Here is a 23,335-nt window from a genome sequence, read left to right on the forward strand (position 1 = left end):
ATTCTTAAAGAATGGCTTTTTTATTTATTGAAATTCATCAACACTATTTTCTTGTTGCTTTGGTTTTTCTTGAATTACGTGCTTTACAGGTTCTGCAGTCACTTCAACAGATTGCACAGGTTGTGCAGATGCTGTAACTCTAGCAGATTTACTAAAAGCTTCATATCTCTTTTCTGCTACTTCCCAATTAATTACACTAAAAAATGTATTCGCATATTCTCTTTTTCTATTCTGAAATTTTAGATAATAAGCATGTTCCCACATATCAAGATTTAAAATAGGAATTCCTGAAATACCTAAATTCTTCATTAAAGGGTTATCATTATTTGCAGAAGTTACAATTTTAAGCTTACCTGTTTTATCAGATACTAACCAAGTCCAACCAGAACCAGTTAATCTATTTGAAGTTTCAACAAACTGTCTTCTAAACTCATCAAAAGAGCCAAAATCCTTATTAATAGATTCTAACAAGCTTCCTGAAGGTTCTCCTCCAGATTTAGGCGCTAATGCTTCGAAGAAAAAATTATGATTGTAAACACCACCCGCATTATCTCTAATAGCTGCGTCAGATAAGTTTAAATTTCTTAAGATAGGGTCTAGCTCTAAAATTTCATATTTAGTCCCCACAATGAACTTATTTAAGCTATTAACATAACCTAAATAGTGTTTGGAATAATGTAACTCCATTGTTGCTGCATCAAAGTCTGGTTCAAGAGCATTGTAATCAAAAGGTAATACATAAAGACTAAAAGCACCCTCAATTGCTTTAATATCTGAAGGTTTCCCTCCTTTTTGTTCAATTTTGACAATTGGAGTATCTGGTACATCAACCACTTCAACCAAAGTATCTTTTTTACAAGAAATCAAAAGTAAAGCTGTTGCAAAGCTTACATATAAAATTTTATTATTTTTCATTCTTCCCTTCAAGAATTTCGTTAACTAAATCAATATAACGTCTCTTAGCTTCTTCTTCTGAAACATTACTAACTTGAAGCCAAGCATTTGTTTTAAAAGCATCTCTTACATCTTGACCATTGAAGTAATTAAAACTATTGTTATTACCAATAGAACCATGAGTTGCTTGTTTATAATATGCATAAAGACGCAACATAGTATCTTGTGGAAGTGAGTCTTGTTCCATACAAGAAGCTTTTTCAAATGCTTCTTTAAATAAAATATCTAAATCTTTTTCAGACATACAATTTATCCAATTGCAATAACTGTTTTATTCCCTGTAGCTTTTTCGTTAAGCTTTACATTCACTTTAGTACCTAAAGGTAAATACAAATCTACTCTAGAACCAAATTTAATAAAACCTGCATCTGTTCCTTGAACTACTTGAGTTCCTTCTTCTGCATAATTAACAATTCGTTTAGCAAGTGCACCAGCAATTTGACGATACATAATTTCACCAAAAACTTTGTTTTCAATTACAACAGATGTACGTTCGTTTTCTGTACTTGCCTTAGGATGCCAAGCAACTAAATATTTTCCAGGGTGATATTTACTATATTTTACTAAACCTGAAACTGCGTATCTAGTAACATGCACATTTATTGGCGACATGAAAATAGACACCATTAATCTTTTATCTTTAAAATACTCCTCTTCGTAAACTTCTTCAATTACAACCACTTTACCATCTACTGGTGCAACAATTTGATTATCTAAAGGTGAAATATTTCTATTTGGATTTCTAAAAAACTGCAAAATCATTATGTAAAAAAACAATGCAATAATTTGAATAGACATTCTTAACCAAGAAATGTCAATAAATTCACCGGCTAGTAAAATTGAAAAAATGAAAATTACTGTTGCAACTAAAATGATTTTTGAACCTTCTTTATGAAACATAAGTTATGATTTTATAAAATAAAAATAAAAATGGAGCTACAAATATAATACTATCTAATCTATCTAAAATACCTCCATGTCCAGGCATGATATTACCACTATCTTTAACATTAGCTAGTCTTTTAAATTTTGATTCAATTAAATCACCAATCGTCCCAAAAAAACTAACAATAAAAGCTGTAACAATCCAAATAGCTACAGAAGCATTTAAATAATACTTGGCAATAAAAAAAGATGCGATTCCTGCAAAAACTACTCCACCTATAAATCCTTCGATGGTTTTTTTAGGGGATACTCTTTCCAACAACTTGTTTTTTCCAATGGATTTACCAACAATGTAGGCAAATGTATCATTTGTCCAAATAAGTATAAAGATAGCAATAATAATTGAAGGTGTAAATTGATTTTGAGTGTAAGGAATTTTTACAATAAAAATAAAAGGTAAGGTAATATAACCAATTAATTTAACCCATTTTGATTGAATATCTTGATGTTGTAATTTCTCAGAAAAAAGCCAAAAAATTAACTGGACAGAAACAAACATTGAGGCTAAAATTAAGCCAAAATCAATAAAAAAACTCGTTTTATCAAACAATGCAAACAACAAATACAATAGGCCAGAAACAACTATTGCAGGAGTTTTTGGAAAGCTTATTAAATCAGAAAATTCACGGACAGTTTGCAGTAAAAAAACACCAAAAAGAATCAAGAAAGTCTCTCTGGAAAAAAGCGTTGCTGATATCAGTAGAAAAATATAAACTAAACCTGATAATGAACGTATAACATTTTCATTCATTCTATAAATCCTCTAGCAATAACAAATATAAGTTTTTTGGAGAACTTCCGTAATGTAAAAAGTCCTCTTCCTTAACTTTTTCGAAGTATTTTATACTTGTGATATTTGTAGGATAATCAGTAGTATATCGTTTTTTAATTTCTCTTAAACCGTCACTTTTACTTAAGATTATCTGACTCGTAGTAGCAATTAAAACAATATTATCAGGTAATTGATTCGGTTTATTTTGTTTTATTTGAATAGATGAAAAAAGAATTGATCCATCTTCTGCAATTAAATTTTCACAACTAGCAAATAAAAATCTTGGAACAGTAACATTTTGATACTTAATATTATTTTCTTCTAACATTTTAAACAATCTTGGCTCTAAACACATTGCTTCAGATTCGAACCAATCATTTTCTTCTAAAATATTTTCAAATTGTTCATTTAATTCAGCCACATTCTCACAATACAAAAACTTTCCACCGTTTTTCTTAAAATTATGAGTGAACTGTTCGTCTATTGGTAATTGAGAATGCAAATCTTGAAACGGATTATAATCACTTTCATTACCATCATTAGCGGCATCATTTCCTGAACCAAATATTTTTCTAAATATACTCATACTATGAGAAACCAAGGTATTTAATTGCTATTTGTACCAAAGATAAAAAATCTTAACCCATTTTTTTTAAATAGGCTAAGATTTTAAAGCTTTTTATTAACTAAGTTTTAAACAATTTCTTCATGTAAAGCCTTGTCAAAAGGTCTTTTACCAAAAATTGTCTCTAAGTCATCTTTAAATATTACTTCTTTTTCAATTAAAATATCGGCTAATTGGTTTAGCTTATCTTTATTTTCTTGAAGAATTTGAATAGCTCTTTGATATTGTTTTTCAATTATCACTGAAATTTCTTGATCAATTGTACGAGCTGTCTCTTCAGAATAAGGTTTTGAAAAGTTATAATCAGTTTGTCCAGATGAATCGTAATATGTTATATTTCCTAGTTTATCGTTTAGTCCATAAACCGTAACCATTGCTCGAGCTTGTTTTGTTACTTTTTCAAGATCACTTAAAGCCCCTGTAGAAATTTTATCAAAAATTACTTTTTCGGCAGCTCGACCTCCCATTGTAGCACACATTTCATCAAGCATTTGATCTGGACGAACAATCTGTCTTTCTTCAGGCAAATACCAAGCAGCACCTAAACTTTGACCTCTAGGAACAATTGTAACTTTTACTAACGGAGCAGCATGTTCTAACATCCAACTTACCGTTGCGTGACCTGCTTCGTGAATTGCAATTGCTTTTTTCTCGTCTGCAGTTATAATCTTATTTTTCTTTTCTAAACCTCCAACGATTCTATCAACAGCATCTAAAAAGTCTTGTTTATCTACTGCTGTTTTATTGTTACGAGCTGCAATAAGAGCCGCTTCATTACAAACATTAGCAATATCTGCTCCAGAGAATCCTGGTGTTTGTTTTGCTAAGAAGTCTGTATCTAGATTTTCAACCTTTTTTAGTGGTGCTAAATGTACTTCAAAAATTTCTTTACGCTCTCTAATATCTGGTAAATCAACATAAATTTGACGATCAAAACGACCAGCACGCATTAAAGCTTTATCAAGAACATCTGCGCGGTTAGTTGCAGCTAATACAATTACACTTGTATCTGTTCCAAAACCGTCCATCTCTGTCAATAACTGATTTAGCGTGTTTTCACGTTCGTCATTTGAACCTGAAAAATTATTTTTTCCACGAGCACGACCTACCGCATCAATTTCATCAATAAAAATAATTGCAGGAGATTTCTCTTTAGCTTGTTTAAATAAGTCACGTACACGAGATGCACCAACTCCAACGAACATTTCCACAAAATCTGATCCTGAAAGTGAAAAGAATGGAACTTTTGCCTCTCCAGCTACAGCTTTAGCCAATAATGTTTTTCCTGTTCCCGGAGGCCCAACAAGTAATGCTCCTTTAGGAATTTTACCTCCTAAGTCAGTATATTTTTTAGGATTTTTCAAAAACTCAACTATTTCTTGAATTTCTTCTTTTGCTCCCTCAAGACCTGCAACATCTTTAAATGTTGTTTTTACATCATTCTTTTCGTCAAATAATTTAGCTTTAGACTTACCAATGCTAAATATTTGGCCACCGCCACCTCCAGCTCCTCCACCAGACATTCTGCGCATCATAAAAATCCAAAAACCTAATAATAAGATTATTGGCAATAAATTGATCAATAAATCTGTAAAATCACTTGATGTTTTGTAATCGTATGAAGTTAGTTTTTTTGCAGTTTGAGCTTCTTCCAATTTCTTTTGAAAAAGTTCATCATTACCAATTTCTAGAGTATAATGAGGCCCTGTATTTGGATTTCCTAAAATATCTTTTTTAGGTAAATCCTTATGCATTGTTTGCTTAAGAGCTTCAGGCTTCAGAAAAACCTCAGCAGAACTCTTATTATATACAACAACCTTATCGACTTGTCCAAGATTTAAAAACTCATTAAATTTTGATACAGAAGTTTTTGATGGTTCAACCCAACGCGATTGACCAGAAATCCACATGGCAACAAAAATGGCAGCTATAATACCGTAAATCCACCAAGGATTAAACTTAAAATTATTTTGTTTTGTTTCGTTAGACATAGATATTTAATTAATATTTATTTTCAATAGATGTGATTTTTGCGTCACCCCAAAGACTTTCTATGTTGTAGTACTCACGAATGTGTTTTTGAAACACATGAACAACAATGTGAATGTAATCCATTAAAACCCATTCTCCATTGTCTGTACCTTCTACATGCCAAGGTTTGTCTTTAAGTTCTTTTGAAACTACTTTTTGAATTGAATTTACTATTGCATTTACCTGAGTATTCGAATTACCATTACAAATTACAAAATAATCACAAACAGTATTATCCAATTCTCTTAAATCAAGAATATCTATATCGTTACCTTTAACTTCTTCAATTCCTTTAATGATATTTGCTAATAAAATATCGTTACTTACTTCTTTTTTCGTCATTTAAATCTTAAAAATATTTTGCACAAAGTTATTGATTTTTGTCTTTATTTTGAACTTAATATTAAAGTAACTTTTCAGATAGTGTTTCAAATTCTGACATTATGAAATTAATCAAACTCGATGCCATAGATTCTACAAATGATTTTTTAAAGAAAATGGCACAAGATCAAGCATTAGAAAATTTTACAGTTATACTTGCTAAAACTCAAAATAAAGGCAGAGGGCAACAAGGATCAGTGTGGCTATCTGAACCAGGAAAGAATCTAATAACCAGCATTTTAATATCAAAAACTTTAAGTAATATTAAAGATGTTTTTTTGTTAAACATTTCGGTTGCTTTAAGCATTACAAATGTCTTAGAAGAACTAAAAATTTCTTCGATATCAATCAAATGGCCTAACGACATTATGGCAGGAAAGAACAAAATAGCTGGCGTTTTAATAGAAAATCTCATAAAAGAAAATGGAAAAATAGAGTCAATTGTCGGGATAGGACTCAATGTTAATCAAAAAAACTTTGAAGATTTAACAAAAGCTAGTTCATTAAGGTGCATTACTGACAAAGAATTTGACATAGAAGATATCTTAAATAGAATTATTCAGAAACTTAAATTCTATGTTCAAAAAATAATTAATAAAGACGAAACTTTTTTATGGAAAAATTACCATGAAAAACTTTTCAAAAATGGGGTTCCAATGGCATTTGAAAATGAATTAAATGAGCGATTCATGGGAATTATACAAGGAGTAAATCAAGAAGGCAAGCTAGAAGTACTGCTTGAAGATGACACAATCAAAAAATATGGAATAAAAGAAATTAAGATGTTGTATTAAAAAAGCCATTCTAAAAGAATGGCTTTTTTAATTATTTAAATTGAGAATTATAATTTACCCATGTTTCCTGCTAAAGTCTCGATAAATTTTGTGATTGGTCCTTTTATCATCATTGCCATCATAGCATTAAATTCACCTTCAAAAAACAACTGAACACTAGTTGACTCTGCTCCTTCTTCAATCAAATTTGCAGTTAAAGTAAATGGTAATTTACTTGAAGCCGCACCTAAAACAATTTTAGAGTTTGGTGTAGCTTCTTTTTTAAGCAATTTAATTTCTGGCATTCCTTTTAAACCAAATTCGAAACAATTTTCATCAATTACTTCAAACTTAGCAATATTATCTGGCATTAACTTTTCAAAATTCTTAACTTGACTTAATTCATTAAATAAATATTCTGCAGATTTTTGAACAGTTACTTTTGGGCTTTCTAAATTCATTATTTTTAGATTTTTATAAATTAATTTTTCTTTGATTAACAAAAACTATACCTCAACACTCCATTGAGATGGATTTTTACGCCATTCTTTTAAAGTATCCTGTTCTGCTTCTTTTATATATTCTTTAGCAACAGCCAAACTTAACAAACTGTCATAATTACTTAAAGTGTATAAATTGACATTTGCTTGCTTGAAATTATCCTCAGCCACTTGAAAACCATATGAAAAAATAGCTGCCATTCCTTTGACATTTGCTCCTTCATTACGTAATGCTTCAACTGCTAAAAGACTGCTGTTTCCTGTACTAATTAAATCTTCAACCACAACAACATTTTGTCCTTTTTGCAAAAAGCCTTCTACCTGATTCATTCTACCATGTTTTTTGGGCTCTGGTCTTACATAAACAAAAGGCAAACCCATTTCTTGAGCTACCAATACTCCTACTCCAATTGCGCCTGTAGCAACACCTGCAATAACATCTGGTTTACCAAATTGCTTTTCGATGTTCTTCGCAAATTCGTCTCGAACATAATTTCTTATCGCCGGAAAAGATAAAATTACCCTATTATCACAGTAGATTGGAGATTTCCAACCTGAAGCCCATGTAAAAGGATTTTTAGAATTCAATTTAATTGCATTTATTTGTAAAAGCAATTCGGCAGTTTTACTAGCTGTATCTTTATTAAAAATCATAGTACAAATGTATAAAGTTTTTGTAAACGACAAGCCACTTTTCCTGACAAATGAGATCAAAAAAGAGACTGATTTCAAGTTTTTTTTATTGGAAAGTGTCGATATAGAACAACTAATCATTGGTTTTTTTCAAAACAAATTTCAGAAGGTTTATTTGTATCATCCTGACGAAAAAGAAATTATGAAAACCTTAAGGGCTAAAATCCCTGTTTGTAAAGCTGGTGGAGGATTAGTTTACAATGATAAAGGAGAAGTCTTATTCATATTTAGAAATGGAAAATGGGATTTACCTAAAGGAGGAATGGATCGTGGTGAAGAATATGAAGAAACCGCAGTTCGTGAAGTAAAAGAAGAAACTGGTGTAGGCAAACTAAAGATAACCAACAAACTTCAAAAAACATATCACATTTTTAAACGCAACGGTAAATACAAACTTAAAATAACACAATGGTTTGAAATGTATTCCTCTTTTGAAGGTGTACCTGTTGGCCAAATTGAAGAAGGTATCGAAAAAGTAGCTTGGCTAAAACCACATGAAGTAGAAGAGGCGCTTAAAAACTCGTATGAAAATATAAAACTTTTGTTCGCAGAAGAAAAAAAGCTCCATGAATAGGAGCTTTTTTTATTTTATGATTCGGTAAACAGGATATTGCAAATGTGCTTTTTCATAATGAACAGAATTTTTATACACCCAGTCCAATTGAGCTTCGGGTCTTTCTGCAAATGTCTTATCTGAATTTCTTTTTTCTTCAAGTTGCTTTCTTAAATCAGGGTTTTGTTTCATAATTTCATTGGCCAAATCTTCAAAAACATATTCAGAATAACCTTCTTTTTGCTGCAAAATCGTATCAAAGAAATTCCAGTTAAAGAAAGAATCCATCGCTTCTGGTTCTAAAGTTTCCAGTAAGTATTTAAAAGAAGCTTGATTTACTAAAAACAAATAATCTCCTTTACTAAATTTAATTTTCTGAACAGAAGAAGTAACCTTTGTATTACGATGATTATAATGTCCTTCATAAGCCGAAGTTGATGTTTTATAATCTGCAATCTTATAACTTTCAACTTCTATTACAGTATCTTTTTTTAGAATACTATATTGACAATTATTTTGTTTAAGCAAATCAATAACATTCCACCAAGATTTTGGAATAATGTATCCTTTAGGAATAACGACTTCTTTTATTGATTTATAGTTTGGATAAAAATCAATTTCTTTATCAAAAGGTTTAGCTCTGTCATAAAACAACCTGTTTCCTGTGGTTACATCACTTTTTTTATAACTTCCTTCATATCCCAAGAAATTCATTTTTTCAACCTTTGTAGAATCTAGTTTCCATTGCACTGGATATTTACCTCCAACAAAATATTGTTCAGAATTCTTCTTTCTTATCGATTTAAGCTTTTCTGAATTATTATCTACAAATTGCAAAAGCGATTCCATAAAACGATAGGTTGCCTCTACCCTTTTTGAATATTCTTTTAACATATGAGTTTCTACAACATATCCAATCATATTAAATAAAGATGTGTAACCTGTAGTATATCTTGGAGAATCAAAAAACTGAACATAACCTTTATCTGGCGTTCCTCCCCAAACATTTACATATGGAATCGATTCAACACCCTTACCTTTTAGATTTTGCACAATGGAAGGTGTCATTACACTTTTTTGAAAATCACCCAATTCCTTTCCTAACTTGTCTGGTTGAGTTTGTATGTATGTCAATGAATACTGGTAATCGGCACCATTACTCACGTGGTTATCAATAAAAACATCAGGATTGAGTTTGTGCAAAATATCAACAAGTGCTTTTGTGTTTTTTGCATCCGATTTAATCATATCACGATTTAAATCGAAATTTCTTCCGTTTCCGCGAAAACCATATTCCTCAGGACCATTTTGATTAACTCTCGAAGTTGAATTCCTATTTAGTAAACCTTCAATATTATAAACAGGAATGACAGCTACAACTGTATTCTTAGGAATAGTTATTTTCCCGGTAGCTAAATCTCTAAAAAACAGCATTGAGGCATCAATTCCGTCTGGTTCCCCAGCATGAATTCCGTTATTAACTAAAATAATAGATTTCTTCTCGAAAGATTTTTTATCAAATTTTTTATCCGCATTAAAAAAAACAAGATGCAGTGGTTCACCACAATCTGTGAGTCCCATTTCATCCATTTTTATAGTTGCAAAATCTTTATCAAGCTTTTTGTAAAACTCAATTACTTGCTCATAAGTGGCTGATTGATTTCCGTTACCTTTTTCGAAAACAGTCAAATATTTTTCTTGAGAAAATACGATTGATACAAAAAGAAGAAAATAAAATTTTAAGAAACGCTTCATTACTTTACAGTTACTGCATCTGGCACAAGTACTTTATAATTACCTCCGTTTCTAATAACATCACGGACAATACTAGAACTTATGTAAGAGGTATCTGCAGCTGTTAAAAGAAAAATAGTTTCTATTTTGGATAATTTTCGATTCGTGTGTGCGATTGCTTTCTCAAATTCAAAATCTGCAGGGTTGCGCAAACCTCTCAGAATAAAATCGGCTTCATACTTTTTACAAAGTTCTATGGTTAGCCCTTCATAGGTTATTACTGAAACTGTATCTTCATGCTTAAATGTTTCTTCAATAAAACGTTTACGGTCTTCTAGAGAAAACATATATTTTTTTTCGGCATTAACTCCTATAGCGATAATAATCTCATCAAATAAAGGAATACTTCGCTTAATTATATCTAAATGGCCTAAGGTTATAGGATCAAATGATCCTGGAAATATTGCTCTTCTCATTATTTTTTTCTTTCAATTGTATAAATTGTATCTTGTTGATATAAACTGTAGAGTCTTAATGGAGATATATTAATTTTTTGATTGGTGAAGTTTTCAGAGATATTAATTTCATCTACACTAGACATTAAGTCTGTTTCATAATCATTTAAAGTTATATCTAAATTGTCCCTCTGCACTTTATCTATTCTAAATGAACTAAAATGTCCATTAAATAAACGTACATGATATATATCTCCTATTTTGGGATCTTTAATAAGCTTATCTTCTTCATTATCAACTAAAATATCATTTAAATATGAATATCCTATAAGCCCAGCTATTATAATTACTCCGGAAAACATCCAAAATGGGTATCTTGAATTACCATTTTTTTCATTTTCTCTTTTTATTTTTGATTTTATCTCATCTGTAAAAGTATATTTATCGAATGTCTTTTTACAATTTGAACATTCTACAAAAGTCTTTTTTTTATAAGGAAAAAGTGGAATCCAGTAAATATGTGCATATTGTCCATATATGCTATAAATCATAGAAGTATTTGTCTCACATTGAGTACAATTTGTATTTATTATTTGGCCACTTTTTATGTGTGAACCTTTCCAACCGTAAACTATCATTTAATACTATTTTAATCCTAATTCTATGGCGTTAGAAAATAAGTCAGATAATGATATTCCTGCTTCTCGTGCTTGTTGAGGAATCAAACTTTCATTTGTAAGCCCAGGAATCGTGTTCATTTCAAGCATATGTGGTTCGCCATTCACTAAAATATATTCACTGCGTGAAAAACCACTCATTTTTAGCACTTCGTAAGCTTTTTTTGCCACTTCACGAACTCTTGATTCAACATCTGGCGTTAATCTAGCAGGAGTTATTTCTTGAGATTTGCCCAAATATTTTGCCTCATAATCGAAGAAATCATTTTCAGAAACAATTTCTGTAATAGGCAATACTATTATTTCTCCTTTATAATTTATAACTCCAACAGAAACTTCTGTTCCATCAAGAAAACTTTCAATAATGATTTCATTATCTTCTTTGTAAGCGTTTTCTACTGCAGTCAAAAAATCTTCTTTTTTATGCACTTTAGAAATTCCAAAGCTAGAACCTGATTTATTTGGCTTTACAAAACATGGCAAACCTACTTTATCTATGATTTCATCAACATTGATTTCATCTCCATGGTTTAAATAGAAAGAAGTTGCTGTTTTAATTCCGTATGGTTTTAGAACTGATAGCAAATCTCTTTTATTAAAAGTCAGAGCCGCTTGATAATAATCACATGATGTTTGTTTAATTCCTAATAATTCAAAGTAAGCTTGCATTAGCCCGTCTTCCCCTGGAGTACCATGAATGGCATTAAAAACACAATCAAATATAACTTTACTACCATTAACTATAACCGAAAAATCATTTTTATCTACAACATATTCATTATCATTATCATCTACATACACCCATTTTTCTTTGAAAATGTGAATTCGGTATCCTTTATATTTTGTTTGATCTAAATTATTATAAACTACGTTTCCGCTTTTAAGTGAAATTTGGTACTCACTTGAGTAACCTCCCATAATAATGGCGATATTTTTCATAAATTGTATTTGTGTTTAAAACAAAATTATCATTTTTTTTGAAATGAAATCGCTTTAGTATTTTTATATCTTTGCAATAAATGATTTTTTATGAGTTTCAAAAAATTCCTACTTAGCTTTACTTTTTTCAAACAATTAGCAATTGCTTTTCTTATTGTTTGTGCTTCATTATTTTTATTTATGTATTGGATAAGTTTTACTACTAATCATGGACAAGAAATTGCGGTACCTAACTTAAGTAAACTTACTCTTGAAGAAGCTGAAGATAAATTGGATGAACTCGATTTAGACTATGAATTATTAGACACTGTAGATTACAATGCTGCTTTTCCAATTCATTCTATTGTACAGCAGGATCCTTCTCCAGGAGCTAAAGTAAAAGAAAACAGAGTTATTTATGTAAAAATAAATGCTTCAGGATATTCTAAAGTTAGATTACCTGAACTAGTACAAAAAACATATCGTCAAGCCGTACCTACTTTAAAAGCTCTAGGTCTGGAAGTTGGCGATACAACTTACATCCCTAACCTTGCAAAAGATATGGTTCTGGAAATGAAAGTTGCTGGAAAACCAATAAAAGCTGGCCAACAAGTACTTAAAATGACTAAAGTGGATTTAGTTTTAGGAGATGGTAAAATTGGCTTTGAAGAAGCTGATTTAGACGAAATTAATCAAGCAACAGATTCTATAGAATAATGAGTCAAGATATTTTTGAAAACGAAGAATTAGAAGACGAGTTATACGAACATCATAAATTTATTTCTCCAAAAGGTCAGTCTATTTTAAGGGTAGATAAGTTTTTAATGCAACTTATTGAAAACGCTACCAGAAATAAAATTCAACAAGCGGCTGAAAGAGGAAATATTTTTGCCAACGGAGTTCCTGTGAAATCGAATTATAAAGTAAAACCTTTTGATGAAATTAAGGTTATGCTTTCGCATCCTCCTTTTGAAAATCATATTATTCCTGAAAATATACCTTTAAACATTGTTTACGAAGACGATGCTTTACTTGTTATAAATAAACCTGTTGGGTTAGTCGTACATCCTGGACATGGTAATTACACTGGTACACTAGTCAATGCTTTAGCGTACCATTTTGACAACTTACCCATGAATAGTAGTGAGCGTCCTGGATTAGTTCATAGAATTGATAAAAATACTTCTGGTCTCTTAGTTATTGCAAAAACAGAAACTGCAATGACATATTTAGCCAAGCAATTTGAAGATAAAACCACAGAAAGAGAATACATCGCTATCGTTTGGGGTAACATAAAAGAAGACGAGGGAACCATCGAAGGAAACTTAGCTCGTCATGCAACAGACAGAATGCAAATGGCAGTATATGCAGACCCAAACATTGGAAAACCTGCTATAACACATTATAAAGTTATTGAGAGATTTGGCTATGTAACAGTTGTTTCATGCATATTAGAAACAGGAAGAACTCACCAAATTAGAGCTCACATGAAGCATATAGGTCATCCTTTATTTAGTGATGAAAGATATGGTGGTCATTTAATTTTAAAAGGTACAACTTTTACAAAATACAAACAATTTGTAGAAAACTGTTTTAAAATATTACCTCGACAAGCACTTCATGCCAAAACACTTGGCTTTGAGCACCCAGTAACTAAAGAATATATGAGATTTGATACAGAGATCCCTGAAGATATGAAAGAGTGTATCGAAAAGTGGCGAAATTACTCAAAATCACATATATTTGATCAACTAGAAGATTAATTACTAATGGGACACCATGCATTACGTAAGGATATGACTTGTTTAAACTGCAATCATGTAGTTGAAAAAAGATACTGTCCTAATTGCGGTCAAGAAAACACTGAAACTAAAGAATCATTCCATTATCTTTTTACACATACCATTGAAGATTTAGTACATTACGATAGCGGATTCTGGAAAACAATTAAATTTCTATTATTCTATCCTGCTAAACTTACTACTGAATACCTTTCAGGCAAAAGAAAAACTTATGTAGCTCCTGTAAAACTTTATATTTTTATAAGTTTCATCACTTTTTTTATTCTTTCTGTTATTAACTCTTTTGAAGAACATAAAGAAACTCCATTAAAAAATACCAATACTCAAGAAGAAATAATAAAAGAAGATAATATTAGATTATCTGAAAGTAAAGGAAATGTAATAAAATTAGATTCAACAGAAATACAATCAAAATTAGGAAAAGAAAACAATCAAACAGTCAAATGGCTTTTCTCAAAATTTAGAGATTTTGAGAAAAATTCTAAACAAAAAGACTTTAATAAAAAATTCTCCAAAACATTTTTTAGCACCATACCTAAGGCTTTATTTATTTTCATGCCTTTATTTGCTTTCGTATTATGGCTTTTTCACGATAAAAAGAAATGGTATTATTTTGATCATGGCATTTTTACAATACATTACTTCTCTATGATTTTACTTTCTTTTACCATAAATGAAATAATCACTTTGGTTTTAGATTATATGTTTAAAGGCGAAATAGCAGATACAATAAACGGTTTTATAGCTTTGTTCTTAATTCTTTGGTGGATGTTTTACTTTTTTAGATCACATAGCCGTTTTTATGGAGAGAAAAAATGGATTTCTAGAATAAAAGGAACTTTTATTTTAGGGATTAATACTGTTTTTTTAATAATCACAATATTAATATTAGTTACCTATAGTGCACTAAATGTTAATTAATTCTAATAAAATTTGGTAATAATTTAGTATTAGTTAAATTCGTTTAACAATTATTAAATTATGAAAAACCAAATCGCTATTTTATCATTAGCACTCGTAACGTTTACCAGTTGCACGAGTCAAAAATCGACTGTAGCTAAGTTAAGTACAAACCCAACCTCATTAGAATCTAATAGCACTGATGTTGAAAAATACATTAAAACTATCACTGCAGAAGATTTAAAAACACATCTTTATATAGTTGCGTCTGATGAAATGCAAGGAAGAAATACTGGTGAAGAAGGTCAAAAAAAAGCAGGTAAATACCTTATAGATCAATACACTAAAAACGGAGTTCCTTTTCCTAAAGGAGTTAACTCCTATTATCAACCCATTCCTTCTTCATATTTCCAAAAAGCTTTTAGTCCTAAATTAGGGAATTCAGAAAACATTTGGGCATTTGTTGAAGGTTCAGAAAAACCAAACGAAATATTAGTTATTTCGGCACACTACGACCACGTAGGAATGAAAAATGGTGAAATCTACAATGGTGCCGATGATGATGGTTCTGGAACTGTGGCATTATTAGAAATTGCTCAAGCTTTTCAACAAGCTAAAAACGAAGGAAAAGGGCCTAAACGTTCAATATTATTTTTACATGTAACAGGTGAAGAACATGGCTTACACGGTTCTCGTTATTATACCGAAAATCCTTTATTTCCTTTAGCAAAAACTATCACAGACATTAATATCGATATGATTGGGCGTCGTGATAAATTACATGAAGACAGTAACAACTATGTTTACATAATTGGTTCAGATTATCTTTCGTCAGATCTTTATAATATTACAGAAGCAGCAAACAAAAAGTTTGTAAACCTTAATCTAGATTATAAATACAACGACCGTAACGACCCTAATCGTTTTTACTACCGTTCAGACCATTATAACTTTGCAAAACACAATATTCCTGCAGTATTCTTGTTTAACGGAACACACGAAGATTATCATCAACCTACAGATGAACCTAGTAAAATTGAATACGATGCATTGGAAAAAAGAACTCAATTAGCTTTTGCCATTGCTTGGGAATTGGCAAACAGAAAAGACAGACCAGTCGTAGATAAATCTGGGAACTAAAATTAATGGCACATCGGCTGCTTAAGCAGCCGTCGGGCTATTCGCGCTACATGGTAGCTTGCTTCTATCCCTTGTGCAAAAAACATATACAAACAAAAAAGCCCTGAATTACTTCAGGGCTTTTTTTCTGGGGTGAATGATGGGTCTCGAACCCACGACCTTCGGAACCACAATCCGACGCTCTAACCAACTGAGCTACAATCACCATTTATGCGTTTGCGAGTGCAAATATAGAGTAAAACTTGAGTTCTGCAAAAGTTTTTTTCAAAAATTTATCGTAAATCTGTTAAGCTATTGACTGCCAAATACCTTTCTACTGTAAAACCCTCCGCAAAATCTGTTCCAATGAGCCTTCCAAGGTCCTGAGCACGGTATTTTACACTATCTAGAAAGTTTTTAGAAGTAATAGGCGTCTCAGGTTCGTCTGCATCAGGATTATAAAATTGAGAATCATATGCTAAAATTGACTCCATTTTAATATCCATAAAACCAGTAACATCAACCACAAAGTCTGGTTCTATATTTTTCCATTGAATATAATGATAAACTAATTTAGGTCTCCAAGCATCTTGTATACTACCATCAAAACTCGTTTCAATTTTTGGCAAACCAGATAAAAAACAACCATCAGACACTAATTTACTACCTTTACCATGATCAATGTGTCTATCATCAATAGCGTTGCATAAAACTATTTCAGGCTTGTATTTTCGAATCATTCGAATAATTTCCAATTGATGCTTTTCATCATTCTTAAAAAAACCATCTCTGAAATTTAGATTCTCTCTAACAGAAATAGAAAGAATTTTTGCTGCTCTCTCAGCTTCAATATCCCTAATTTCAGCCGAGCCACGAGTTCCAAGCTCTCCCCTAGTCAAGTCAATAATTCCAACTTTTTTACCAAGAGAAATTTCTTTAGCAATTGTGGCTGCACAACCTAGTTCCACATCATCAGGATGAGCGCCAAAAGCCAATATATCAAGTTTCATAATATTGTATTTGAAAATTTAAAGCAAATTACAAAATTCGCTTCATTGTTTTAGTTTTGTTTACTGTTTCTTCCCATTCAGCTTCGGGATTACTGTCTTTTGTGATTCCGCAACCCACATAAATTTGAACTTGTTTTCCTTGAATTTTCATACATCTCAAATTGACATACAAATCCGATTCAATATCATTTGTATTAACATTTAAATTCAATTCACCTAAAAAACCAGTGTAAAACTCTCTTTCATAACCTTCGTTTTCGAGAATAAAATCACGAGCAGATTGCTTTGGCAAACCGCAAACCGCAGGAGTTGGATGCAAAATATCAACCACATTTTTAAGATTTGAATCATCATTTAATGTACCTTCAATATCCGTTCTTATATGAAGTAAATTACCAGCTCTTGTTGTGTAAGGATTTGATAACTGAACATGAGAGGTTTCATTTTTTAGATTTTCTACTATGAAGCTCGTAACAAACTCTTGTTCTTCGCGTTCTTTATTTTTCCAAAAAACAACATCATTTCCTTGAAAAGGTTGAGTTCCAGCTAGCGACATTGTATTGAAACTCTTTTCTTTTGCATGCAATAATTTTTCTGGAGTTGCTCCCATCCACATTCCTACTTTTGGGTGAAACCAACAATAACAAAAAGCTGTAGAATAATGCTGTAACATTCTTTCAAAAACTTTTTCGAGATCAAAATCAGGAACATTAAGAGACTCAACACGTGACAAAACTACTTTACTAAAAGTACCATCATTTATAGCATTAATCCCGCTTTGAACTAATGTAATAAAATCTTCTCTATCTTGTTCATTGGTCACTGACTCCATAAATCTTTCTTCACTAGCTTCAGCCAAATGTGGAGCTGCAAATTTAACCTCAGATTGTTCTAGAGGAAAAACGATAGGTTTATCATCTAAGAAAGAACTAAATAGGAATCCTTCTTCTTTAAAATCTTCAGAAAAATACAAATGATCGTTTACCTGAAAAACACCAATAACTGTTCTCGAATTGGGTTTTCTATAAACAACAAAGGGCAAGTTTTGCTTTAAATGCAATTTTACTTTTTCAAAAATAGGACTCATACTATTTTTTTAATGGCAGTACAATGTTTGTTAATTTACAAAGTGAAATCATTGTGTCGTTTTCATCTACAATTTTAATTTCCCATAAATGAACTAAACGTCCTTTATGAATCATTTTTGCAGTAGCAAACACTTCGCCAGACCTTTTGCTTTTAACATGATTTGCAGAAATTTCAATACCTCTTACCTCTTCATTTTCTCTATCTATAAACATAATCGAAGCAGCACTTCCTACGCTTTCTGCTAATGCAACTGTTGCTCCACCGTGCAATAATCCCATAGGTTGATGTACAGAAGGGTTTACAGGCATTTTGGCTTTTAGAAAATCTGGGCCAACATCAATAAATTCAATTTTAAGGGTTTGCATCAAAGTGTTTTGACACATGAGGTTAAATTGGTTTAAAACCTTTTCTTTATCAAAGGACATAGTAAAAATTTAGTATATCAAATTTACAAAAAATAGTGCAAATAGCTCTTTTTAAAGAATAAAAACATTTTTTACTCGTTAAAACATTTTGCTTATTTTTATCAAAAATTAAACCTAAATGCGTTATTCAATACTACTCTTAGTTGTCACATTTATATCGTTGACCTCTTGCCGAAAAGATTTTGACACTAAACCCAGCAATGGACAGCTTGAGTTTTCTAAAACTACAGTTTATTTAGATACTGTTTTTACTAATACAAGTTCGAGTACTTATACTTTAAAAGTATACAATAGAAGTAATGATGATATACACATCCCTTCTATTGCACTTGGCCAAGGTGATAATTCAAAATATAGAATTATGGTTGATGGAATGTCAGGTAGAGATGGAAAAGGGAAATATTTTGAAAATGTAGAACTTTTGGCAAAAGATAGTATGTATGTTTTTATTGAAGCTACAGCGAGTATTGCAGATGCTAAGCCAACTGATTTATTATACACTGATAAGATATTGTTTGATGGAGGCTCTAACCAACAAAGTGTTGACTTAGTTACACTAATTCAAGATGCTGTTTTTTTATATCCTGAACGTTACCCAGATGGAAACGGAGGTTATACTTATGAGGAATTACAAATAGGTTCTGATCCAAGTAACACGATTCGTGGTTTTTTCTTAGATGATACTGAATTGACTTTTACCAACGAAAAACCTTATGTAATTTATGGTTATGCAGCCGTACCTCCTAATAAGATATTAAACATACAAGCTGGAGCAAGAGTGCATTTTCATGATCAATCAGGGATTATAGTAGCTAACACTGGAAGTATTCAGGTTAATGGAGCTGTTTCTACTAATCCAGATCTTTTAGAAAATGAAGTCATTTTTGAAGGAGACAGACTTGAACCAGGTTTTGCAGAAGTTCCTGGACAATGGGGTACAATATTATTAACTGACGGGAGTACAAACAATAGCTTTAATCATTTAACCATAAAAAATGCTACAGTAGGTCTTTTTATTCAAGGACAAGATGCTACAACCGTTCAAATTAAAAATACTCAAATTTACAATTCCTCAAATGTGGGGATTTTAGCAAGAACAGGAAAAATAAATGGCGAAAACATTGTCATTAATAAGGCTGGACAATATGCTTTAGCTTGTACACTTGGAGGAACTTATGACTTTACGCATTGTACTTTTGCTAATTATTGGACAGGAAGTTCAAGACAATCTCCTGCTGTTTTATTAGACAACACTTACAATGATGGTCAAACTCTTTATTTTGCTGATTTAACTCAAGCTAATATAAGAAATAGCATCATTTTTGGACCAAACAATCTCGAAATTGGTTTAAACAAAAATAATGGTGCAGCTTTTAACTATGACATTGAAAACACATTAATCAAATTTAATGATGTGAGTAATCAATTTGGAAATAATCCTTTATATACTTCCATTAAAGATGCTTCAAACGCAAATGTTATTAGCAACAATCAAGCAGCAAATGACCCAAAATTTAAAAATACTGGAAAAAACAATTTGAGAATACTTTTAGGCTCTGCTGCAATTGCAAAAGGAAACAATACTTTTATAATATCTCAAGATGCAGATGGAGTTACAAGAACATCTCCTCCTGATTTAGGAGCTTATCAGCACTTACCATAAACATAAAAAAATCCCGCTAGAAGCGGGATTTTTATTTTATAAAGAGTTTTATTTTTAGAAAACAAACATCGCTCTTTCGCTCATCATGTCGTTTACTTCATCAGCAACTTGCTCTATAACTTCTTCGTTTGTATGATTCATTAAAACACGATCAATCAAATCCACAACAGTTTCCATATCAGATTCTACTAAACCACGAGTAGTAATTGCAGGAGTTCCTACACGAATACCTGAAGTCACAAATGGAGATTTATCATCAAAAGGAACCATGTTTTTATTTACTGTAATTTCGGCTTTAACCAAAGCATTTTCAGCTTCTTTACCTGAAATGTTTTTGTTACGTAGGTCAATTAACATCATGTGGTTATCAGTACCTCCTGAAATAATGTTATATCCTCTCTTAACAAAAGCCTCTGCCATTGCTTTAGCATTTTTTTGCACCTGAACTGCATAACGGAAAAACTCATCTGATAAACACTCTCCAAAAGCAACCGCCTTTGCAGCTATAACGTGCATTAATGGGCCTCCTTGGTTTCCAGGAAAAACAGACATATCTAACACATGCGACATCATTCTTATTTCTCCTTTAGGAGTAGTTAATCCCCATGGGTTTTCAAAATCTTTACCCATCATAATCATTCCTCCTCTTGGTCCACGTAATGTTTTGTGGGTAGTCGTAGTTACAATATGACAATGAGGAATTGGATCACTCATCAATCCTTTTGCAATTAAACCAGCTGGATGAGAAATATCAGCCAATAATAAAGCACCAACAGAATCTGCAATTTCTCTAAATCGTTTAAAATCCATATCACGAGAATATGCTGAAGCTCCTGCAATAATCATTTTTGGTTGTTCTTTAGAAGCTATTTCTTGGATTTTATCATAGTTTAATACTCCAGTTTCTTGATCAACACCATAAAATACTGGATTGTATAATTTTCCCGAAAAATTAACTGGCGAACCATGTGTTAAGTGCCCTCCATGAGATAAATCGAAGCCTAAAATTTTATCACCAGGCTTTAAGCAAGCTGCAAAAACAGCAGTATTTGCTTGCGAACCTGAATGAGGTTGTACATTTACATATTCTGCACCAAACAATGCTTTTGCTCTATCTATAGCGATTTGCTCTACGATATCAACTACCTCACATCCACCGTAATATCTTTTTCCGGGATATCCTTCAGCATATTTATTAGTTAAACATGAACCTTGTGCTTCCATAACTTGGTCGCTTACAAAGTTTTCAGAAGCAATCAATTCAATTCCATGAATTTGTCTGTCTTGCTCATCTAAGATTAAGTCAAAAATTTGTTCGTCGCGTTGCATTTTAATTATTTTATGTTAAATGGTGGTCAAAAATACGAAAAGTGTTTGGTATAATCCCAATAGAAACTATATTTGAGGTGTTAAAACAATACAATTTCACAAAATTTATTATTATGCCCATAACCGCAAACAATCCAAACAGAAAATCATGGTTAGAAATAGAACCTAACAGTGATTTCCCTATACAAAACATTCCATTTGGAGTATTTTTAACTAAAGAAAATATTGTAACCGTTGGAACTCGTTTGGGTGATTTTGCAATAGATTTAGGTGCTTTACAACAGTTAGGCTATTTTGAAGGAATTGAACTAACAGACGATGTTTTTCTTCAAGATACTTTAAATGATTTCATTTCTGACGGTAAAAAAACATGGAGGTTAGTAAGAAACCGTATTGCGGATATATTTGATGCTGAAAACCCAACTCTCCGTGATAACAAAAAACATAAAGATGTGGTGATTTTTAACATGAAAGATGTCGAAATGCAGCTTCCTGTTTACATAGGTGATTATACTGATTTTTATTCAAGTAAAGAACACGCGACAAACGTTGGAAAAATGTTTCGTGATCCTGAAAATGCATTATTACCAAACTGGCTTCATATACCTGTAGGCTACCACGGAAGAAGTTCTACTATAGTTCCTTCTGGAATTCCAGTACACAGACCAATGGGGCAAACAATGCCTGCTGATGCTACAGCACCTGTTTTTGGACCATCAAGACTGGTTGATTTTGAACTTGAAACTGCTTTTATCACTACGGATGCCAATATCATGGGAGAAAACATTCCTATTAATGAGGCTGAAGAATACATCTTTGGGATGGTACTTTTGAACGATTGGAGTGCGCGTGACATTCAAAAATGGGAATATGTTCCTCTAGGACCATTTTTGGCAAAAAACTTTGCTTCGTCTATTTCTCCTTGGATAGTGACTATGGATGCTCTAGAGCCTTTCCGTTGTGCTCAACCAAAACAAGAACCTACTCCACTACCCTATTTACAACAAAAAGGAGATCATGCTTTTGATATCAACTTACAAGTTGCGATTACTCCTGAAAATGGTGAAGAAACTGTTGTTTGTGATTCGAATATGAAATATATGTACTGGACAATGAGCCAACAATTAGCTCACCATACTATTAACGGTTGTAGAATTAATTCAGGGGATATGATGGGTTCAGGAACTATTTCTGGTCCAACTGAAGATTCTTTTGGTTCAATGCTCGAATTGACTTGGGGTGGTAAAAATCCTTTAAAAATGAAAGATGGAAGCGAAAGAAAATTCATTAATGATGGTGATACTGTTACAATGAGAGGATTTTGTAAAAATGAATCTGTGAGAATTGGTTTTGGAGAAGTTTCTAGTAAATTATTACCTCCCATTCCAACAAAATAATACTTTACATTTTTGTTAACACATAAAAAAGAGCAGTTTAATTAAATTGCTCTTTCATATTTTATATGTTTATGAAAAAAAGTACTTTATTCTTTTTTTTACTTTTCACAATTGTTAGCTTTGCTCAAAAACCATGTGAAAAAGACCCAATCTATAATCAATTTGATTTTTGGATAGGAGAATGGAAAGTTTATGATTTGAAAGGAAATCTAGCTGGTCAAAGTAAGATTACTAAAATCCTAGACAATTGTGTTGTCTTAGAAGAATGGACTTCGGCAAAAGAGCAACAAGGACTTCTTTTTAGTGGAAAAAGTTTTAATTCGTATAATTCAGCAACAAAACAATGGCAACAAAACTGGATTGATAATACTGGTGGAAGTACCGAATATTTAACCGGACACTTTGAAAATGATGCAATGCATTTTATCAGTAGACCATTTAATAATGGAGGAAAAACAACTTCTGTTCGAAAATTAACGTTTTATAAATTAAAAGACGGTAAAGTTCGACAACATGGTGAAATATCAAACAACGAAGGAAAAGACTGGGTAACAGAATATGATTTAGAATACAGACCTGAAAATTAATAA

The 23,335-nt window shown here is 31.6% G+C and carries 26 protein-coding genes and 1 tRNA gene; 9 read left to right on the top strand and 18 right to left on the bottom strand.

The genetic code is table 11. The features are described 5' to 3' along the window. Positions 1-24 precede the first annotated feature (24 nt). From BUC09_RS10040 to rsfS, 7 genes are all read right to left on the bottom strand, one after another. Positions 25-915, bottom strand: a complete 891-nt coding sequence (locus BUC09_RS10040; RefSeq protein WP_073311140.1) for a superoxide dismutase — start codon at positions 913-915, stop codon at positions 25-27. Further along, positions 905-1,198 carry an acyl-CoA-binding protein gene (locus BUC09_RS10045; RefSeq protein ID WP_073311142.1) on the bottom strand — a complete coding sequence of 98 codons (294 nt, stop codon included), beginning with the start codon at positions 1,196-1,198 and terminating at the stop codon, positions 905-907. The genes BUC09_RS10040 and BUC09_RS10045 overlap by 11 nt, the downstream gene beginning before the upstream one ends. A 5-nt stretch (positions 1,199-1,203) precedes the next feature. After that, a complete protein-coding gene (locus BUC09_RS10050) occupies positions 1,204-1,854 on the bottom strand; it encodes a phosphatidylserine decarboxylase family protein (RefSeq protein ID WP_073311144.1) in 651 nt (216 codons plus the stop codon). Beyond that, positions 1,844-2,650 (bottom strand): phosphatidate cytidylyltransferase, encoded by an 807-nt coding sequence (locus BUC09_RS10055; protein WP_073311146.1) that lies wholly within the window; start codon positions 2,648-2,650, stop codon positions 1,844-1,846. The genes BUC09_RS10050 and BUC09_RS10055 overlap by 11 nt, the downstream gene beginning before the upstream one ends. A 1-nt stretch (position 2,651) precedes the next feature. Further along, positions 2,652-3,257, bottom strand: a complete 606-nt coding sequence (locus BUC09_RS10060) for a lactate utilization protein B/C (protein WP_073311148.1) — start codon at positions 3,255-3,257, stop codon at positions 2,652-2,654. A 107-nt stretch (positions 3,258-3,364) separates the two neighbouring features. Beyond that, a complete protein-coding gene (ftsH, locus tag BUC09_RS10065; protein ID WP_073311150.1) occupies positions 3,365-5,287 on the bottom strand; it encodes an ATP-dependent zinc metalloprotease FtsH in 1,923 nt (640 codons plus the stop codon). A gap of 10 nt (positions 5,288-5,297) precedes the next feature. Further along, positions 5,298-5,669: a ribosome silencing factor gene (gene rsfS / locus BUC09_RS10070; protein WP_073311152.1), complete on the bottom strand. Its 372-nt coding sequence runs from the start codon at positions 5,667-5,669 to the stop codon at positions 5,298-5,300. Between the two features lie 101 nt (positions 5,670-5,770). Here rsfS and BUC09_RS10075 point away from each other — a divergent pair, with 101 nt between their 5' ends. Then, positions 5,771-6,502: a biotin--[acetyl-CoA-carboxylase] ligase gene (locus tag BUC09_RS10075; protein WP_073311154.1), complete on the top strand. Its 732-nt coding sequence runs from the start codon at positions 5,771-5,773 to the stop codon at positions 6,500-6,502. A 47-nt stretch (positions 6,503-6,549) separates the two neighbouring features. Here the strand turns inward: BUC09_RS10075 and BUC09_RS10080 are convergent, their stop codons facing one another. Together BUC09_RS10080 and pyrE are read right to left on the bottom strand one after the other, a co-directional pair. Then, positions 6,550-6,942, bottom strand: a complete 393-nt coding sequence (locus BUC09_RS10080) for an orotate phosphoribosyltransferase (protein ID WP_073311156.1) — start codon at positions 6,940-6,942, stop codon at positions 6,550-6,552. A gap of 45 nt (positions 6,943-6,987) precedes the next feature. Further along, the gene (pyrE, locus tag BUC09_RS10085) at positions 6,988-7,635 is read right to left on the bottom strand and encodes an orotate phosphoribosyltransferase (protein WP_073311158.1); all 648 of its coding nucleotides are present in this window, start codon (positions 7,633-7,635) and stop codon (positions 6,988-6,990) included. A gap of 7 nt (positions 7,636-7,642) precedes the next feature. Between pyrE and BUC09_RS10090 the strand changes: the two genes are divergently transcribed. After that, on the top strand, positions 7,643-8,248 hold the full coding sequence (locus BUC09_RS10090) for an NUDIX hydrolase (protein WP_073311160.1): 606 nt from the start codon (positions 7,643-7,645) through the stop codon (positions 8,246-8,248). A gap of 9 nt (positions 8,249-8,257) precedes the next feature. Here the strand turns inward: BUC09_RS10090 and BUC09_RS10095 are convergent, their stop codons facing one another. The 4 genes from BUC09_RS10095 to BUC09_RS10110 are packed head-to-tail and all read right to left on the bottom strand — an operon-like array spanning position 8,258 to position 12,032. Then, complete coding sequence (locus BUC09_RS10095; RefSeq protein ID WP_073311162.1) at positions 8,258-9,982, bottom strand: M14 family metallopeptidase; 1,725 nt, start codon at positions 9,980-9,982, stop codon at positions 8,258-8,260. Further along, positions 9,982-10,437 carry a pantetheine-phosphate adenylyltransferase gene (gene coaD, locus BUC09_RS10100; protein WP_073311164.1) on the bottom strand — a complete coding sequence of 152 codons (456 nt, stop codon included), beginning with the start codon at positions 10,435-10,437 and terminating at the stop codon, positions 9,982-9,984. The genes BUC09_RS10095 and coaD overlap by 1 nt, the downstream gene beginning before the upstream one ends. Then, positions 10,437-11,054, bottom strand: coding sequence for a zinc-ribbon domain-containing protein (locus tag BUC09_RS10105; protein ID WP_073311166.1), 618 nt, complete (start codon positions 11,052-11,054; stop codon positions 10,437-10,439). Before BUC09_RS10105 ends, coaD begins: the two co-directional genes overlap by 1 nt. A 6-nt stretch (positions 11,055-11,060) precedes the next feature. Next, positions 11,061-12,032, bottom strand: coding sequence for a D-alanine--D-alanine ligase (locus BUC09_RS10110; RefSeq protein ID WP_073311168.1), 972 nt, complete (start codon positions 12,030-12,032; stop codon positions 11,061-11,063). A gap of 90 nt (positions 12,033-12,122) precedes the next feature. Between BUC09_RS10110 and BUC09_RS10115 the strand changes: the two genes are divergently transcribed. The 4 genes from BUC09_RS10115 to BUC09_RS10130 are packed head-to-tail and all read left to right on the top strand — an operon-like array spanning position 12,123 to position 15,853. Further along, on the top strand, positions 12,123-12,728 hold the full coding sequence (locus BUC09_RS10115; RefSeq protein ID WP_073311170.1) for a PASTA domain-containing protein: 606 nt from the start codon (positions 12,123-12,125) through the stop codon (positions 12,726-12,728). Beyond that, positions 12,728-13,774, top strand: a complete 1,047-nt coding sequence (locus BUC09_RS10120) for an RluA family pseudouridine synthase (RefSeq protein WP_073311172.1) — start codon at positions 12,728-12,730, stop codon at positions 13,772-13,774. Before BUC09_RS10115 ends, BUC09_RS10120 begins: the two co-directional genes overlap by 1 nt. Positions 13,775-13,780: 6 nt before the next feature. Next, positions 13,781-14,734, top strand: coding sequence for a DUF3667 domain-containing protein (locus BUC09_RS10125; protein ID WP_073311174.1), 954 nt, complete (start codon positions 13,781-13,783; stop codon positions 14,732-14,734). A 60-nt stretch (positions 14,735-14,794) separates the two neighbouring features. Continuing rightward, complete coding sequence (locus BUC09_RS10130; RefSeq protein ID WP_073311176.1) at positions 14,795-15,853, top strand: M28 family metallopeptidase; 1,059 nt, start codon at positions 14,795-14,797, stop codon at positions 15,851-15,853. Between the two features lie 128 nt (positions 15,854-15,981). Here BUC09_RS10130 and BUC09_RS10135 read toward each other — a convergent pair. The 4 genes from BUC09_RS10135 to BUC09_RS10150 all read right to left on the bottom strand — a co-directional run bounded on the left by BUC09_RS10135 (position 15,982) and on the right by BUC09_RS10150 (position 18,356). Further along, a tRNA-His gene (locus BUC09_RS10135) sits at positions 15,982-16,058 on the bottom strand. A 67-nt stretch (positions 16,059-16,125) separates the two neighbouring features. After that, the gene (gene bshB1, locus BUC09_RS10140) at positions 16,126-16,842 is read right to left on the bottom strand and encodes a bacillithiol biosynthesis deacetylase BshB1 (RefSeq protein WP_073311178.1); all 717 of its coding nucleotides are present in this window, start codon (positions 16,840-16,842) and stop codon (positions 16,126-16,128) included. 28 nt (positions 16,843-16,870) lie between these two features. After that, a complete protein-coding gene (locus BUC09_RS10145; protein ID WP_073311180.1) occupies positions 16,871-17,929 on the bottom strand; it encodes an isochorismate synthase in 1,059 nt (352 codons plus the stop codon). 1 nt (position 17,930) lies between these two features. Continuing rightward, positions 17,931-18,356 (bottom strand): PaaI family thioesterase, encoded by a 426-nt coding sequence (locus tag BUC09_RS10150; protein WP_073311181.1) that lies wholly within the window; start codon positions 18,354-18,356, stop codon positions 17,931-17,933. Between the two features lie 118 nt (positions 18,357-18,474). On the opposite strand from BUC09_RS10150, the gene BUC09_RS10155 reads away from it, so the two are divergent. Beyond that, entirely contained in the window at positions 18,475-20,019 is a 1,545-nt protein-coding gene (locus tag BUC09_RS10155; protein WP_073311183.1) for a choice-of-anchor Q domain-containing protein, read from the top strand. A gap of 54 nt (positions 20,020-20,073) precedes the next feature. Here the strand turns inward: BUC09_RS10155 and glyA are convergent, their stop codons facing one another. Then, a complete protein-coding gene (gene glyA, locus BUC09_RS10160; protein ID WP_073311185.1) occupies positions 20,074-21,348 on the bottom strand; it encodes a serine hydroxymethyltransferase in 1,275 nt (424 codons plus the stop codon). Positions 21,349-21,461: 113 nt separating this feature from the next. On the opposite strand from glyA, the gene fahA reads away from it, so the two are divergent. Further along, positions 21,462-22,745, top strand: a complete 1,284-nt coding sequence (fahA, locus tag BUC09_RS10165; protein ID WP_073311349.1) for a fumarylacetoacetase — start codon at positions 21,462-21,464, stop codon at positions 22,743-22,745. A 71-nt stretch (positions 22,746-22,816) separates the two neighbouring features. Beyond that, on the top strand, positions 22,817-23,332 hold the full coding sequence (locus BUC09_RS10170) for a hypothetical protein (RefSeq protein WP_073311187.1): 516 nt from the start codon (positions 22,817-22,819) through the stop codon (positions 23,330-23,332). Positions 23,333-23,335 lie beyond the last annotated feature (3 nt).

It is taken from the genome of Flavobacterium terrae (assembly GCF_900142035.1).
Taxonomy (GTDB): Bacteria; Bacteroidota; Bacteroidia; order Flavobacteriales; family Flavobacteriaceae; genus Flavobacterium; species Flavobacterium terrae.